The following is a 15,052-nucleotide window of genomic DNA, read 5'->3' on the forward strand; positions in this document are numbered from 1 at the left end:
GGTCAGCGCGCACGCTGATCGCCGGTCGGCACACGAATCGACTGCCCGAGCGGTTATTCCTGTCGCGCCCGTATCACGACCATGGAGAACGCGTCCGCGACGGAGTCGGGGATTGCCCGCCCTCCGGGCCCGAGCGGCCTCCCGGTCGTCGGTAGTCTCTTCGAGTTCGTGCGCGACGAGTACGCCTTCAGAGAGCGCTGCGCCCGCGAGTACGGTGATCTCGCGTACTACGAGGTGCTCGGAACGCCCTTCTACCAGGTCAACAGCCCCGACGGCATCGAGCACGTCCTCGTCCACAACAACCAGAACTACGTCAAGGGCGAACTGTTCCAGGAGTCGCTCGGGCCCGTCCTCGGCAACGGCCTGCTCAACAGCGAGGGGGCGTTCTGGCGGCGCCAGCGCCACCTCATCGGCCCGGCGTTCGAACCCGACCGCATCGCCGAGTACGCCGAGACGATGGTCGACCGGACCGAGGAGACCGCCACGCGATGGCGCGACGGCGCCGTCCGCGACGTGAACGAGGACATGATGGAACTCACCCTCGAAATCGTCGCGGACGCGCTGTTCGGCGCCGACGTGGGCCGCGACGTGGACACCGTCGCCTCCTCCTGCAGGTCGTGATGGACTACCAGGAGGGGCTCAGCGCCGACATGCTCCCACTCGACGTGCCGACGCCCGGCAAGATCCGCCTCCGGCGCGCCGTCGACGACCTCGAATCTGTCGTCTACCGGATCATCGACGAGCGCGCTCGCAACCCCGGCGACGACGTGGTCTCCCGGATGCTCGCCGTCGAAGACGAGTCCGGCGAGGGCATGTCGCGCGAGCAGATCCGCGACGAGGTGATGACGCTCCTGCTCGCCGGCCACGAGACCACGGCCCTCGCACTCACGTTCACCACCTTCCTGCTCGCACAGCACCCCTCCGTTGAGGAACGCCTCCTGGCGGAACTCGACGACCACCTCGGCGGCGACCCGCCGACGGTCGAGGACGTTCGGAATCTCCCGTACCTGGAAACCGTCGTCAAGGAGTCGATGCGACTCTACCCGCCGGTTCCGGGCATCGTCCGCGAGGCGACCGGTACCGACGAGATAGCGGGCTACACGATCCCAGAGGGCGCGACCCTCTCGATCAACCAGTGGACTGTCCACCGCGACCCGTCACTCTACGACGACCCGATGGCGTTCAGGCCCGACCGCTGGACCGACGAGATGGAGCAGTCGCTGCCGCGCCTGGCCTACTTCCCCTTCTCCGCCGGGCCGCGCCGCTGCGTCGGCGACCGGTTCGCCATGCTGGAGGCGAAGGTCGTCCTCGCGACGCTGCTCCAGCGGTACCACCTCGAACTCGTCTCCGACCCGTCGCTCGACCTCGTCGCGACGATCACCTCGCGACCGCGGAATCCGGTGTTGATGCGGGTCCACGAGCGGACGTGACAGAGATCATCGCCGCTCCGCCGGGTCCTCGTGGTCTGGAACCCAGGTGAGCCGCCCCAGCGCGTCCCTGAATCGACGGGCCGTCTCCGCGGCGCCCCAGCGGATGGCGAGGACGTACGCGATCAGCGCCGCGACGAGGTAGCCGACAGCCACGATCGAGTGGCTCTCGGTAGATAGCGCGATGACGATTACGAGCGGAACCCGAATCGCAGCGTTGGCGGCGAAGAACCCGATCGACCCCACAGGTCCGGGACGATTGCCGGTGACCTCGGCGGTGGCTATCACGAGCGCACCGAACGCGAACCCCGCCTCCATCGCGGTGAGAGGCAACGGCCGATTCACCGACTGGACGAACCGGGTCGCGATGGAACCGACTGGTAATCCGACGAAGACGTACGCGACGAGGAGCCCGCCGAGGTCCAGCGCTTCTCCGACCAGTCGCCGCTCGTGATCCATTCGTTGGCTCTCGTCCTCTTGGGAGTGTAGGTCTTATCTTATCGATATGTAATCTGAGTGGCGGGGATGAGTAAGTCGTGGCAGGCCTATTCGCTCTGTTGGGCGTGTCTACCTGATCGAATCCCCAGGTCCCCGTGAATGTCCGCCGAGCGAAGCGAGGCGGTTCACCGGACGCGAGGGAGCATGGCGACCGAGTCGTCCGGCCGTTTTTCCCCAAGTTTTTGCGGATGGGGTTCCCGCAGGGAGCGAAGCGACCGAGGAAACCCCATCCGCAAAAAGTGGTACGGGCGTGGCGGGACTGAGCGAAACCGAAGGTTTCGCGAAGGTCGAAAGACGCCGCAGGCGTCTTTCGGGATTCGAACCACGGTCAGACGTGCTCGCTCTGCTGCGCGCGTCTTCCCTGATTCGAATCCCGCCATGCCGGTTCAGTCGTCGCTCGCTGTGCTCGCTCCTCCTTGCACGGGCGTGGCGGGATTCGAACCCGCGATCGAGGGGTTAGGAACCCCTCGCCCTGTCCCCTAGGCCACACGCCCTACCGGAGCCACCGACCGCCGGGAGAAAAACCCTTGCTGTTGTTCGACGGGCTCGTGGGGCGCGAAAAAACCGTGACCGGGGAGACGGTGACGCCTCTGGACGGGTTGTGAAAGAGAGGGAAGAGAGCGGACCGTTATTCGCTGGACGCCGCCGATTCCTTGTCGGCTTCGCGCTCGGCCTCGGTCTTGAGGATCTCGCCGTCCTCGTCGACGATGTTACCCTCGTCGTCGACAGTCGCGCCCTCTTTCATCTCTTCGAGTTCCTGCTCGACCTGCTCGCGACCCTTCTGGAACTCGCCCATGGCCTGCCCGGTGGACCGCGCGAGCTTGGGGATCTTGTTCGCGCCGAACAGCAACACGGCGATCAGCAGGATGACGATCAGCTCAGTCCCGCCCGGCATGCCCCCGACCGGGAACAGGGGGATGAGTGCTTCTTGCATCTCTACCCGACGGTTACTCGGTGCCGATTATAACCTTTTTGCTGTCTATCATGGGGGTAGAACCGCTCTCATCAATCTTTCGCCGCTCCCGGATCCGGACGGGTCGTCCGGTGGCACAACGCCCTTGCCCGGGGCGACCGACCCTGCGGTATGGTCGACGTCGGAGACACGGCGCCGGAGTTCACCGCACCGCTGGCGAACGGGGACGTGGCCGAGTTCACGCTCTCGGAGCGTCTGGACGAGGCGCCGCTCGTCCTCGCCTTCTTCCCGGGCGCGTTCACCGGCGTTTGCACGCACGAGATGGAGACCTTCGAGGACCGGCTGGAGGAGTTCGACGACCTCGGCGCGACGGTCTACGGGATCAGCGCCGACACGCCGTTCGCCCTCAACGCGTTCCGCGAGGACACCGGCCTGACCTACGGGCTGATAAGCGATACCAACCGGCGAATCGTCGACGCCTACGGCCTGAGCATGGACTTCGCGTCGATGGGCGTCGACGACGTGGCGAAACGGGCCGTCGTCGTGGTCGACGGCGACCGGGAGGTCCAGTACGCCTGGGTGGCCGAGGACCCCGGGATCGAACCTGACTACGACGAGGTGTACGAGGCGGTCGAAGAGCTCTCGTGAACGGGTGCGCCCCGGAGACGGTCCGGGTGAGACCCGGACGGGGCAGGGGTTTTGCGTCCGCGGGCGGACCGTACTGCCATGAGCGAGCAATCGTACGACCCGGACGCCGAGCACGAGTTCCCCGACGAGCGCCTCCACGAGGTGCTGGCCTACCTGGACGACGACGGGGAGGTCCAGACGTACCTCGACGCCCAGAACGTCAATCCCGTGGCTCGCATGCGGTACAACGACCACGGCGCGAAACACGTCAGCATCGTCCGCGACCGCGCGCTGACGCTGTACGAACTCCTCTACGCGGGCGGCGTCGAGTTCAACGGCGCGGACGACCAGGGCCTCGACGTCGCCGACGAACCGGTGATCGTGGGGCTCGCGGCGACGCTGCACGACATCGGTCACGTCGTCCACCGGGACGAACACCCCTACTACTCTATCCCGCTGGCGGCGGACCTGCTCGACCGCATCCTCCCGGAGTTCTACGACACCGCCGACGCCGTCCGGATGAAAGGAGAGGTCCTCCACGCGATCCTCTGTCACCACACGCCGGAGACGCCGCTGACCACGGAGGCCGGTATCGTGCGGCTGGCCGACGGGCTGGACATGGAACACGGCCGGTCGCGGTACCCCTACGAGCGGGGCGGTCGCGGGATCAACACGGTGTCGAGCCAGGCCATCCAGTCGGTGACGCTCGAAGCGGGCGAGGAGGCCCCGGTCCTCGTCGAGATCGAGATGGACAACGCCGCCGGCGTCTACCAGGTAGACGAACTGCTCAAGGCCAAGCTCAATGGCTCGGGCCTCGAAGAGCACGTCCGGATCGTCGCGGTCAACTCCTCCGACGGCGGCGACAACATCGTCGAGCGGATCGAGCTGTAGGCCGACCCCCGCCGCTCGTCTCGCACCGCCGACAGGCGGAAGGGACCGCCGCGGACGAAACGCCTTATCCTCCGTAGCCGAACCCCGATCCAGTGAGCAGTGAGTCCGGCGGATCGCTGCGGTTGCTCCGGAACGCGGAGTTCCTGGCACTCGCGGGCACAGCGTTCGCCCGCTCGCAGGCCTACTCGACCATCGCTATCGCGCTCGCCCTGTACGCCGACATCTTCTCGACCTCCGGGACCGTCGAGGGGCTGTTCGGGACGGCGTTCGCGCTCGTCCAGTTGATCATCGTCCTGCCGCTGGGACGGGCCATCGACACCGGGAACGCCAAGCGATACCTCCTCGTCGGACTGGTCCTGAACGTCGGCGTGTTCGTCGGCTTCGCCATGGTCGAGACGGTGAACCACGTCGTCCTGATGCGGGTGGTCCAGGGGTTCAGCGCGAGCCTGCTGTGGATCACCGGATCGACCGTGGTCGGCGAGATCAGTCCCGACGACGAGCGCGGCCAGTGGCTCGGAACCTACAACCAGGTCGGCGCGTTCTCCAGCCTCGCTGGCGACCTCGTCGGCGGAATCTTACTCGCGACGAGCGGGTTCACGCTCACCTACAGCGTCCTCAGCGGCGTGACCCTGCTGGCGGCGGTGGGCGTCTTCTTCTTCCTCCGCGACGACCCCGGCGGCCAGACGGACCCCGAGGAGGCCACGGGCGTCGAGACGCTCCGGATGCTGCTGGGGCGGTCGGCCGTCCGCGCGCTGGTCGTCTTCCGGTTCGGCCTGAGCTTCGGGAAGATGGCCGTGATCCTCTTTCTGCCCATCTACGCGCGAACCCGGTTCGGGATGAATCCGGTCCTCGTGGGAGGCATCCTCGCCGGCGGGAAACTCACGAAGTCGCTGACCCAGGGGATGGTCGGGTCGTACACGGACAGGATCGGGCGCAAACACCTGTTCGTCTTCGCGGGCGCCGTGCTGTACGCCGTCGGCGCCGCCGTCATCCCCTTCGCCGAGTACGCGGTCGGGTGGTTCGCGCCGACGACGGTCGTCGTCGGGTCGCTGTCGACGACGCTCCCGCCCGCCTTCTTCCCGCTGTTCGGCGCGTTCGCCATCTGCGGCGTCGCCGACAGCATCCGCCTGCCGGCGAGCATGGCGCTGTTCGTCGAGGAGGGCGAGCACTTCGACGCCGTCGCGGGGAGTCTCTCGCTACGCTCCATCGCGTGGAAGGTCGGCCAGGTCGTGGGGCCCGTCTCCGTCGGCGCGCTCTGGGACGCCACGTCGGTGTTCGTCGCCTTCTTCACGGCCAGTGCGTTCATCGCCGTCGCGGCCGTGGCGTTTCTCGGTCTCTACCACGTGGAACCCGCGCCCGACTACGCTCCGACGGCCGGCGATTGAGGCGGCGATCCGCCCGGCGAGCGGCGGGTGCGTTCGACCGACCGATCCGCCGAAATGACCTGACGGGAAACCGGTAGTACCACGCGCGTGCCACTGGTTGGCACAATGATTTTTACCGTTCCGCACCAAGTGGGAATATGAGCCAGTCCCCCCTCGACGGGTCCGATAGGGAGGGTCGGAGCGTCGCGGACGCCGACCGGGGAACGGAGTCCGCCTCGGTCTTCGGCCGGGTCGTCGAGCGCCTCCGGTCGGTCGGCCGGTCCCTGCGCGCCCGGCTCCCGTCCGTGACCGAACGACCAGACGACTACGACGGGATCGAACCCGCGGAGCAGTCGGACTTCCCGGTGCGGACAGACGGGTCCCGCTCGGTCCAGTGCGTCGGATTGACCGAGGAGGTACTCGAGGGGGACGGACGCGCGGTGACCGACGACCTCGTTCGGGCCCGGACCGGCGACGACGCGGACCGCGACGGACCAACCGACGACCGGCCGGAACTCGTCGTGCGGTGGAGCGACGACGAGCTGACCCTGAGCGCGCCCGACGACCCCGGCGCCCACATCACGTCGACACACTGGGAAGACGTCGAGCAGTGAGCGGCCCGTCGGGCCGCCCGGCCGACCTTTCTCCTCTTTCGACTCCTTGAGCGACGGCTCCGGGCGACGCTCACACGGGCGAAAAGGGAGGAGCGTGTCGGCCGAGCGACGCCGGAACGCCGACCGCTCCGCGCCAGCGGCCGGGAGCGCGGTCACTCCGACTGGCCGACGCGGAGGACCTGAACGAGCGAGTAGACGGGGACGCCCTCGATGTCCTCGACGCCGCGCTTGTCGGTGAGGACGGCGCAGGCGACGGGCTCGCCGCCCTGTTCGCGGATCGCCTCGACCGTCTCGGTCATCGTCGTGCCGCTGGTGATGGTGTCGTCGACCACGTAGCACTCGCGGCCGCGGATCTGCGAGAAGTTCCGCGAGAACGACCCGGAGAGGTCCTCGGTCTCGCCGTCGTCCCACTGGTGCTTGCTCGGGGCGTAGGTCCCCAGGTCCGTGTCGAGTTCGCGGGCGACCGTCGTCGCGATGGGCGCGCCGGCCTTCTCGATCCCGATGGTCAGGTCGACCTCGTCGCCCTGCTTCGAGAGGAGGTCGGCGACGGCCCGGCCGACGTGGGTGAGCCGGGCGCTGTCCCGGCCGATCGCGCTCCAGTCGACGTGGATGTCGTGTGGGCTGTGTGACTTCTGTCCGGTGGTCGTGGTCGTCGCGCCGCTGCGGGAGACGAGCCAGGAAGCGGTCTCTTTCGAGACGTTCAGCTCGTCGGCGATCTCCCCTTTCGAGAGGCCCCGCTCGGCCAGCTCGGCCGCGCTGTCGATGAGATCGTCGATGTTCTTCATGCGTCTTACGTGCTCTTTCGCACGCGGGGGTGTTACCCGTTGTGGGTTCCCGCCGCGGTGTCGCACACCCCCGGCATCGGCCGTCCGCGGCCCGCTTCGACCGACGAACACCCCGGATCCGCCGACCCAAACCTACACAACGGTCCCCGACGCTACCCTCGGACAATGGAACGGTACGACCAGCTCTACCGCCTCTACGACGAGTTCGATACCGAGACGCTGCGGGCCCACCAGGCGTTCGTCGACCTCTTCCCGCCGCTGGACTCGCGGGTCGCGCTCACCTACTGGGAGGACGCCAGCGACGAGCTCGCCGACCTCCGCGCGGAGATCCGCGACGCGTTCCCGGGCACCGGCGAGACGTACGCGGCCGTCGCCGCCCACGCGACCCGCGACCAGGCCTTCACCGGGCTTGACCTGGCGACCAAGTACGGCCGGCCGGTGAACGCGCTCGTCCTCGACGTCGACGAGACGCTCCGGTCGGCGGGGACCACCGACAACGAGATCCCCCGCGAGACGCTCCACCTGCTGACCGAGTTCCACGAGGCCGGCGTGCCGATCGTGGTCTGCACCGGCCAGACCCTGGAGAACGTGAAGGGCTTCCTCAGCCAGGGACTCGGCAACGCAGTCGTCAACTCCGGCGACGTGAGCGTCGTCTACGAGAGCGGGACCGGCGTGTTCACGCCCGGCCACGGGCCCCAGACCAAGCGGCTGCTCTACGAGGACCTCGACGAGGAGGTCCGCTCGGTGTTCGAACGGCTCCGCCAGCGCGTGCTGACGGACGCGCCCGAGCGCGTCGCCCGCGGCTGTCACCTGCAGGGCAACGAGTTCAACGTCACGCTGAAGCCGAACTTCGAGACCGGGAGCGAGGCAGCGGGCGAGGTGATCGACGACGCCCTCGTCTACCTCCTCGACCTCCTCGCCGTCGCCGTCGCGGACTACCTCGACGTGTCCGACGACGCGATCGACGCCGCGGCGAACGCAGACGGCGACGGTGACGACAGCGGAGATGGAGACGGCGACGACGGCGGCAGGGCCGTCGTCGGCGCGGCGGCCGGAGCGTGGACCCGCGCCTTCTACGCGGCGCGCGACCCCGAGATCCGGGCGGTGCTCGACGAGCGGGGCGGAGCGCCCGACGGGGTGGACGTGCCGGAGGCGGTGTCGGCGTTCCTCGACCGCGTCGACGTGGCGTACTACGAGGCCGACGCGGCGGAGGTCGTCAGCCGCGAACTCAACAAGCCCGTCGGGGTCGAGGCGGCCTTCGAGGTGCTGGGGATCGACGACCCCTTCGCGCTGGTCCTGGGCGACAGCAAGAGCGACCTGCGGGTGATGGAGTGGATCGACGGCGAAAACGCCGGTATCGCCGCCGCGCCGGAACACGCCTCGACCGTAGTCCTGGACCACGTCCGGTCGACGGACGATCTGGTCTTCCCGGCGGGCGACGCCGGCGACGTGCTCCGGACCGTCTACGCGCTGAACAGGCTCGTTTCGGTGGAGTGAGCGGCGGCCGCCGGCCCGCGGGAACGTTCACCGCGAGCGAAATTTCGAGCGGCGTATGACGGGATATTTACGGTAGTCCGTACGTACCTTTCCGTAGAACTTCACGGAGTCAACACCATGGTCGATATCTCATCTGTCAGACTCGGCATCGTCGGACTGGGCAACATCGGACATCACCACGCGGAGCGGTTCGTCGACCAGGGGGCGAACCTCGTCGGCGGCGTCGACATCGCGGAGGGCGCCCGCGCGTCGTTCGCCGACGAGTTCGGCGTGCAGACCTTCGAGGACCACCACGAACTCTACGAGGAGGTCGACGCCGTCGCGGTCACGACGCCCAACAAGTTTCACGAACAGTACGTCGTCGACGCGCTCGACGCCGGCCTGAACGTCCTCGTCGAGAAGCCCCTCGCCAGCACGCTCCCGGCCGCCGAGCGCATCGCGGAGGCCACCGAGGACGCCGAGGGGTTCTGCATGGTCGGCTTCCACACCCGCTTCGAGAACCCCGTCGAGGTCATCAACGCCTACCGCGAGAAGGGCCGTTTCGGCGACCTGAGCCACGTCGAGGCCAACTACATCCGCCGACGCGGCGTCCCCGGTCGCGGCTCGTGGTTCACGAGCAAGGAAGTCGCCGGCGGCGGCGCGCTCATCGACATCGGCGTCCACGCGGTCGACCTCTCGCTGTACATGCTGGGCTACCCCGAGGTCGAGGAGGTCAGCGGCGTCACGCGCTCGCAGTTCGGCGCCCGCGACGACTACACCTACATCCAGATGTGGGGCGAGGACCAGGGTCCCGAGGGGTTCAACGTCGACGACTCCGCGACGGCGCTGATCCGCTGTGAGGACGACCGCACTATCTCTTTGGAGGTCGCCTGGGCGGTCAACCGACCGAAAAAGCAGGAGTACGTCCTCCGCGGCACCGAGTCCGGCGCCACCTTCCGCCCCGGCGAGGGCGTCACCTTCCACGAGTCCGGCATCGAGGGCGCGGGCCACATGGTCGAGTCCGAGATCGAGACGCAGAACAGCGACCCCCACGCGGCCGAGCAGACGTACTTCCTCGAACACTGCGCCCGCGGCGAGACGCCCGAGCGCAACACCGTCGAGCAGGGCCTGACCGTCCAGCGCGTCCTCGACGCCATCTACCGCTCCAGCGAGAGCGGCGAAGCCGTCGCCGTCGACGACTGACGACCCTGATCACCGGATCTCACTCTCTCGCCCCGGTTCTCTCGACTCGCCCTTTCGTCTTCGCTCGCCGCGACTTGCTCCGTTTCGTTCCCTCGATTCTCACACCGCGGATCTCGCCGACGTGCAGTCTGCCCGGTCGAGACCGGGCGAGCGTCCGATCCTCGCCCGACAGCGACCGGTACGTCCGGCGAATCCGACCGTTCCAGAAAGACTTAACTCGGAACAGAGTACATTTTTCGAGCAACTGATGAAAGCAATCGCAGTCGAGCGGGGCTCGGAGGGTCCCGCGGTGATAGAGAAGCCGAGGCCAGAACCCGAGGAGGGAGCGGCGCTGTTGCGGACGCTCCGGGTCGGCGTCGACGGGACAGACCACGAGGTCATCGGCGGATCGCACGGCGGCTTCCCCGAGGGCGAGGACCACATGGTGCTCGGTCACGAGGCCGTTGCGGTCGTCGAGGACGCCAACGGCACGGATCTCGACGAGGGCGACGTCGTCGTCCCGACCGTCCGGCGCCCGCCGGCCGATGGGTCCAACGAGTACTTCGAGCGCGGTGAACCCGACATGGCCCCCGAGGGCGAGTACGTCGAGCGCGGCATCGTCGGCGACCACGGCTACATGGCCGAGTACTTCACCAGCCCGCCGGAGTACTTGGTCCCGTTCCCCGAAAACCTGTGGGAGTACGGCTTCTTCGCCGAACCGGTCAGCATCACCGAGAAGGCCCTCGAACACGCCTACGCGTCGCGGTCGGCGTTCGAGTGGTCCCCCGAGTCCGCACTGGTGCTCGGCAACCGCTCGCTCGGGCTGATCACGCTCGCGATGCTGGAGTTCGGCGTCGAGAGCGACCGCTCGTTCGCCGACCGCGACTTCGATCGGACCTACTGCCTCGGCCGTCGCGAGCGGCCCGACCCGACGGTCGACGTCATCGAGGAGATCGGCGCGACGTACGTCAACTCGAACGAGACGCCGCTGGAGACGGTCCCCGAGACCCACGAGGCGATGGACTTCGTCTACGAGGCGACGGGCTACGCCCCGCACGCCTTCGAGACGGTCGAGGCGCTGGCGCCCAACGGCGTCGGTGCGCTGCTCGGCATCCCCGACTCATGGGAGTTCGAGGTCGACGGCGGGCGGATCCACAACGAACTCGTCCTGCACAACAAGGCGCTGGTCGGGACCGTCAACTCCCACGTCAAGCACTTCGAGGGCGCGATCGACGCGCTGAAGGAACTACCCGAGTGGCTGCTGGAAGATCTGGTGACGACGGTCGCGACGCCCGAAGACGTGGCACCGGCCTTCGAGTACGGCCACGACCAGATCAAGGCCGTCGTCGAGTTCGATTCGCTATGAGCGCGACGCGGCGCGGTACGAGCGGTCGAACGGTCGACTGTGCGAAGGGACAGACTGATTTGGTCGCTCGCGGAAGGTGCAACCGACATGGCTGGTGACGACCTCCTCGACTCCCTCGAAGCCGTCTCGGAGCGGTTCAACTTCGGGGAGTACGAGGCGAAGGCGTACCTCACGATCCTCGAACACGGCCAGGTGACCGCCTCGGAGATCTCCGACTACACGGACATCCCCCAACCCCGCGTCTACGACACGGTCCGGAGCCTCAGCGACATCGGCCTCGTCGAACTCCAGGAGTCCCGCCCGATGAAGGTGCTCGCGCTCGACCCGGCGGAGGCGTTCGACGACCTCCAGGAGTCGCTAGACTCGCTCGTCGACGGGCTCGAACAGCAGTACACCGAGCCCGCCCGCGGGACCGAGGCGGTCTCGCTCGTCAAGTCCCGGCCGACGATCCTCCGCTACCTCTCGGAGGTGATCGACTCGGCCGACTACGAGTTGATGCTGTCGCTGACGCCCGAGCTGCTCGACCGCTTCGAGAGCCAGCTCCGCCGCCAGCACGAGGAGGGCGTCGCCATCGAGGTCCTGTTGTCGCCGGCCGCGGAAGTCCCGACCACCGACGAGTACGACTACGACTCCCTGGCGAGCACGGTCAAGAAGCGCCGCGGCGTCACGACGCCCGTCGTCGCCGTCGCGGACGGCCGCTACTCTATCTACGCGACCCGGGAGAGCCTCAAGGGCGACACCGACCGCTACGGCGTCATCTTCGACCGCTCGGAGCTGGGATTCCTCGTCTCGATGTTCATGAACACGGTCCTGTGGACGACCGCAGAAACCGTCACCGAGAACGGCGAAGAGCTCTCGTTCCCGCGCCGCTACGGGACCATCCGTCGGGCCATCGCCGACGTCGCCACGCTGGAGGGCGAGTTCTACGCCACGATCGAGGGTCGCGACGTGCTCACCGGCGAGGAGGTCGTCGTCTCCGGGAAGGTCGCGGAGGCGAACCTCACGCCGAGCCTCGAAGAGGCGTCGCTCGTCGTCGAGACCGACGACGAGCGCATCACCGTCGGCGGCCAGGTCGCCGCCTTCGAGGACATCGAGTCCTTCGAGATCCGCGTGGGCCGCGACTCGCCCCCGGAACCGGCCGACTGACGAACCCCCTTTCTGTCGGTCGTAGAGTTTCCCCGCAGAGCGGCCGCTTCCCCTGCAGTACAGCGTCCCCCGCACAATCGACCAGGTGCTCACGAGTTCCGAACGCCGCTTCACCGATTCGGTCCGAAGAGAAGACGCGTTACGAAAGAGGTGACGGGTGATCGCCAGGTGGGCCGCTCTCCCCCCTCAAGGTCGAGTAGCCAGCAGGGACCCTGCATCCCCCATCGTACCGCATCCTGTCCTCGTTCCCGCAACGGTATAAATCTTGAACTTTTCACCCGCACAGTATTCCACCCTGGAGATAACGTTCCAGAAGACGGAAGTGGCTCCAATACATATGGAATCCGATAATAGGAGCGAGAGTCAGCCGCCTCCGACCGCCTTCCGGGGTGGTACGCGCGTGAACACGGACAAGATCGTCGGGTACGTGCTGGGGTCCTCTGTGCGGACGGACGTGCTCACGGCAGTGGTCGGGGAGCGGCAGCCGATGGACGAGTTGATCGGCTCGATCGAGGCGAGCGAGTCCGCAGTGTACAACGCGGTCGGCGACCTGGAGCGCAGGGGGCTGGTCAGGTCGCTCGAAGACGGCTGGGACGCGACGGGAAGCGGACGGCTCGTCGCGGACCTGCTCGAACAGCAGGAGAACCTCTGTCGCCTCCTCGAAGACGACTACTGGCGAACGCACGACGTGGGCGCGCTCCCCCGTCGATTCCGCCTCCGACTGACCGAACTCGCCGGCGCCGACGTGTTTCGCGCGACCGACACCGACCCGCACGCCATCGTCCGAGAGGTCTGCGACCGGGTCGAACGCGCCGGGACGAACGTCCACATCGTCACGCCGATCTACCAGGCCGAGTACGAGGCGGTCATGCCCGATTCGTCCGACGCGCGACTGGTCGTCGACACGACCGTGGCGACGGAGGCGCTCGACCGCATCGAGTCGCCGGGGGACGCCCGCCAGTGGGAGGAGACCCCCGTTCGCGTCCTCGACGTGCCGGTCGGCGTCGGCGTCACCGACAACGAAGTCATGCTCTCGCTCCCGACGATCGACGGCCAGTACGACTCCCGCACGGAGGTCATGGCCGAGGACGAACGGGCTATCGAATGGGGCCGTGACCTCTTCGAGTACTACTGGAACCGGGCCGTCCCCAACGACGAGTTCATCGCCGAGCACTTCGAGTGAGCGCCCGCAGGCGGCGGGCAGTGTCGGCAGTCTATCGGCTGGTTTTGGCGAACCTAAAAATTCAAGAGGGTCGAGCAGAGAGAGGCGAGCAATGAGTCAGTTACAGCGAGACGGGTCGGAGCCGACCGGCGGTGGGCCGGGCGATGCCGCGACCGACAGCGACGGCCCGTCGCGCGCCGAGGCGGACCGCCCGGCGTCGAGCGCGTCCGCGGCTGCCGACGACGAGTACACGTTCGACGACCTGAGTGTCGTGATGGGGACGTACAACGAGGAGGAAGCCATCGGGACGGTCCTCGAAGACGTCGACCGCGTGACCGACGGGCGGGCGAACGTCGTCTGCGTCGACGGCTCCGACGACCGGACGCCCGATATCGCTCGCGAGCACGGCGCCCGCGTAATCGAGCAGGAGCCACAGGGGTACGGCGTCGCCGTCCGCGAGGCGGTCCTCGCCGCCGACCGACCGATCGTCGTCACGACGGACTGCGACGACACCTACCCGATGGACGCGCTGCCCGAGTTCCTCGCGGCGATCAACGGCGGCGCGGACGTGGTCAGCGGCGACCGCATCACGCCCGGCGCCGACGCCATGCCGACGCTCAACCGGCAGGGTAACCGCGCGTTCGCCCTGCTCGCCAGCGCCCTGATGGGGAAGCGCGTCCGCGATACGACCACTGGGATGCGCGCGTACCGACGCGAGGTGATCCGCGACATCGCGTGGACGGAGAACACGGGCCTCTCCGCCGAACTGCTCATCCGTCCGCTCATGCGCGGCTACGACGTCCGCGAGCGAGCGATCGACTACGACGAGCGCACGGGCGAGACGAAACTCGACCCCTTCGCCGGCGGCGCCGCCATCGCGAAGTCCATCGTCAAAGTCTGCCTCGAAGAACGGCGACGGTAGCCCGCTGGTTTCGCTCGCTCGGCCCGTTGTTTTCCCTCGGCTCGCTGGGGTCACCCGTTCGGTCCGCGACGGTAGCTCTCGGTCCCTCCGGGGTGGCCCTGCGGATTCTCGATCCCCACGAGTTCGCCGCCGGTCGGCGACGAGTACAGCGCGAACAGCAACTCGTTGACGACGTAGTACCGGACGCGCTCCGCGTCGGTGCCCGCAGGGTCGGGGTCGGCCTCGCGGACGCCCATCCGGTCGAGCGCCTCCTCGCGGTCAGTGGGGTCCAGCGACGCGAACGCCTCGTCGTACCATGCGTCGGTCCACTCCATCAGGTAGCCGACAGCCTCTGCGACGCCGGCCGCGTGGTCCGGCTGCGCGTTCGATCGCCCGCGGACGAACGCCGTGACGAACGACTCGACCCCCTCCACCTCGCTCGGGTAGACCGTCTCGGCCACCGCCGTGAGGGCGTCGAGGTCCTCGGCAGTGATCGGACCGTCCGTGGGCGAGTCGCCGCCCTGTCCGGTGTCGTCGGTCGAGCCACCGCTCCCGCGCTCGTCACCGCTCGTGGCGGTGTCTCCGCTGTCGTCGTCCGTCGCCGAGAGTGCGAGCGCTCCGCCGCCGGCCACGCCGACGGCCGCGAGCGCGGCCAGCGCGTCCCGACGCGACAGTTCCATGGGGTTCGTTCGGGCCAGCG

14 protein-coding genes, 1 tRNA gene and 1 pseudogene are annotated in these 15,052 nt (G+C 68.0%); 11 read left to right on the top strand and 5 right to left on the bottom strand.

Going from position 1 to position 15,052, the window contains the following annotated elements:
• The first annotated feature begins 81 nt into the window (after window positions 1-81).
• Window positions 82-1,430: pseudogene (locus PSC72_RS25540) on the top strand (cytochrome P450).
• A 6-nt stretch (window positions 1,431-1,436) separates the two neighbouring features.
• Here PSC72_RS25540 and PSC72_RS00245 read toward each other — a convergent pair.
• The 3 genes from PSC72_RS00245 to PSC72_RS00255 form a co-directional block, all read right to left on the bottom strand.
• Window positions 1,437-1,886, bottom strand: coding sequence for a hypothetical protein (locus PSC72_RS00245; protein WP_274323876.1), 450 nt, complete (start codon window positions 1,884-1,886; stop codon window positions 1,437-1,439).
• 460 nt (window positions 1,887-2,346) lie between these two features.
• Window positions 2,347-2,419: transfer RNA gene (locus PSC72_RS00250), tRNA-Arg, on the bottom strand.
• Window positions 2,420-2,553: 134 nt separating this feature from the next.
• On the bottom strand, window positions 2,554-2,859 hold the full coding sequence (locus tag PSC72_RS00255) for a Sec-independent protein translocase subunit TatA/TatB (protein ID WP_382260936.1): 306 nt from the start codon (window positions 2,857-2,859) through the stop codon (window positions 2,554-2,556).
• 150 nt (window positions 2,860-3,009) lie between these two features.
• Here PSC72_RS00255 and PSC72_RS00260 point away from each other — a divergent pair, with 150 nt between their 5' ends.
• The 4 genes from PSC72_RS00260 (at window position 3,010) to PSC72_RS00275 (ending at window position 6,334) form a co-directional block, all read left to right on the top strand.
• Window positions 3,010-3,486, top strand: coding sequence for a redoxin domain-containing protein (locus PSC72_RS00260; protein ID WP_274323902.1), 477 nt, complete (start codon window positions 3,010-3,012; stop codon window positions 3,484-3,486).
• A gap of 78 nt (window positions 3,487-3,564) precedes the next feature.
• Window positions 3,565-4,356 (top strand): HD domain-containing protein, encoded by a 792-nt coding sequence (locus PSC72_RS00265; protein ID WP_274323878.1) that lies wholly within the window; start codon window positions 3,565-3,567, stop codon window positions 4,354-4,356.
• Between the two features lie 92 nt (window positions 4,357-4,448).
• Window positions 4,449-5,741, top strand: a complete 1,293-nt coding sequence (locus PSC72_RS00270; RefSeq protein WP_274323903.1) for an MFS transporter — start codon at window positions 4,449-4,451, stop codon at window positions 5,739-5,741.
• 137 nt (window positions 5,742-5,878) lie between these two features.
• Window positions 5,879-6,334, top strand: coding sequence for a hypothetical protein (locus tag PSC72_RS00275; RefSeq protein WP_274323904.1), 456 nt, complete (start codon window positions 5,879-5,881; stop codon window positions 6,332-6,334).
• A 152-nt stretch (window positions 6,335-6,486) separates the two neighbouring features.
• Here the strand turns inward: PSC72_RS00275 and gfcR are convergent, their stop codons facing one another.
• Window positions 6,487-7,119, bottom strand: coding sequence for a transcriptional regulator GfcR (gene gfcR / locus PSC72_RS00280; protein WP_274323882.1), 633 nt, complete (start codon window positions 7,117-7,119; stop codon window positions 6,487-6,489).
• Window positions 7,120-7,284: 165 nt separating this feature from the next.
• On the opposite strand from gfcR, the gene PSC72_RS00285 reads away from it, so the two are divergent.
• The 6 genes from PSC72_RS00285 (at window position 7,285) to PSC72_RS00310 (ending at window position 14,373) form a co-directional block, all read left to right on the top strand.
• Entirely contained in the window at window positions 7,285-8,616 is a 1,332-nt protein-coding gene (locus PSC72_RS00285; protein ID WP_274323883.1) for an HAD family hydrolase, read from the top strand.
• Window positions 8,617-8,733: 117 nt separating this feature from the next.
• Complete coding sequence (locus PSC72_RS00290; RefSeq protein ID WP_274323884.1) at window positions 8,734-9,798, top strand: Gfo/Idh/MocA family protein; 1,065 nt, start codon at window positions 8,734-8,736, stop codon at window positions 9,796-9,798.
• Window positions 9,799-10,045: 247 nt separating this feature from the next.
• Window positions 10,046-11,143, top strand: a complete 1,098-nt coding sequence (locus PSC72_RS00295; RefSeq protein WP_274323905.1) for a glucose 1-dehydrogenase — start codon at window positions 10,046-10,048, stop codon at window positions 11,141-11,143.
• An 87-nt stretch (window positions 11,144-11,230) separates the two neighbouring features.
• Window positions 11,231-12,289: an HTH-type sugar sensing transcriptional regulator TrmB gene (trmB, locus tag PSC72_RS00300; RefSeq protein ID WP_274323906.1), complete on the top strand. Its 1,059-nt coding sequence runs from the start codon at window positions 11,231-11,233 to the stop codon at window positions 12,287-12,289.
• A 400-nt stretch (window positions 12,290-12,689) separates the two neighbouring features.
• On the top strand, window positions 12,690-13,472 hold the full coding sequence (locus PSC72_RS00305) for a helix-turn-helix transcriptional regulator (RefSeq protein ID WP_274323907.1): 783 nt from the start codon (window positions 12,690-12,692) through the stop codon (window positions 13,470-13,472).
• Between the two features lie 253 nt (window positions 13,473-13,725).
• Entirely contained in the window at window positions 13,726-14,373 is a 648-nt protein-coding gene (locus tag PSC72_RS00310) for a dolichyl-phosphate hexose transferase (RefSeq protein WP_274326223.1), read from the top strand.
• Window positions 14,374-14,423: 50 nt separating this feature from the next.
• Here the strand turns inward: PSC72_RS00310 and PSC72_RS00315 are convergent, their stop codons facing one another.
• The gene (locus PSC72_RS00315) at window positions 14,424-15,032 is read right to left on the bottom strand and encodes a gluconate 2-dehydrogenase subunit 3 family protein (protein WP_274323908.1); all 609 of its coding nucleotides are present in this window, start codon (window positions 15,030-15,032) and stop codon (window positions 14,424-14,426) included.
• Window positions 15,033-15,052: the final 20 nt, after the last annotated feature.

It is taken from the genome of Halosimplex aquaticum (assembly GCF_028747785.1).
GTDB classification, from domain to species: domain Archaea; phylum Halobacteriota; class Halobacteria; order Halobacteriales; family Haloarculaceae; genus Halosimplex; species Halosimplex aquaticum.

What these genes read in the sequence shown, in the direction of transcription:
- PSC72_RS00245 (WP_274323876.1), bottom strand. Translation starts at nt 1,886, where the DNA reads ATGGATCACGAGCGGCGACTGGTCGGAGAAGCGCTGGACCTCGGCGGG.
- PSC72_RS00255 (WP_382260936.1), bottom strand. Translation starts at nt 2,859, where the DNA reads ATGCAAGAAGCACTCATCCCCCTGTTCCCGGTCGGGGGCATGCCGGGC.
- PSC72_RS00260 (WP_274323902.1), top strand. Translation starts at nt 3,010, where the DNA reads ATGGTCGACGTCGGAGACACGGCGCCGGAGTTCACCGCACCGCTGGCG.
- PSC72_RS00265 (WP_274323878.1), top strand. Translation starts at nt 3,565, where the DNA reads ATGAGCGAGCAATCGTACGACCCGGACGCCGAGCACGAGTTCCCCGAC.
- PSC72_RS00275 (WP_274323904.1), top strand. Translation starts at nt 5,879, where the DNA reads ATGAGCCAGTCCCCCCTCGACGGGTCCGATAGGGAGGGTCGGAGCGTC.
- gfcR (WP_274323882.1), bottom strand. Translation starts at nt 7,119, where the DNA reads ATGAAGAACATCGACGATCTCATCGACAGCGCGGCCGAGCTGGCCGAG.
- PSC72_RS00285 (WP_274323883.1), top strand. Translation starts at nt 7,285, where the DNA reads ATGGAACGGTACGACCAGCTCTACCGCCTCTACGACGAGTTCGATACC.
- PSC72_RS00290 (WP_274323884.1), top strand. Translation starts at nt 8,734, where the DNA reads ATGGTCGATATCTCATCTGTCAGACTCGGCATCGTCGGACTGGGCAAC.
- PSC72_RS00295 (WP_274323905.1), top strand. Translation starts at nt 10,046, where the DNA reads ATGAAAGCAATCGCAGTCGAGCGGGGCTCGGAGGGTCCCGCGGTGATA.
- trmB (WP_274323906.1), top strand. Translation starts at nt 11,231, where the DNA reads ATGGCTGGTGACGACCTCCTCGACTCCCTCGAAGCCGTCTCGGAGCGG.
- PSC72_RS00310 (WP_274326223.1), top strand. Translation starts at nt 13,726, where the DNA reads ATGGGGACGTACAACGAGGAGGAAGCCATCGGGACGGTCCTCGAAGAC.
- PSC72_RS00315 (WP_274323908.1), bottom strand. Translation starts at nt 15,032, where the DNA reads ATGGAACTGTCGCGTCGGGACGCGCTGGCCGCGCTCGCGGCCGTCGGC.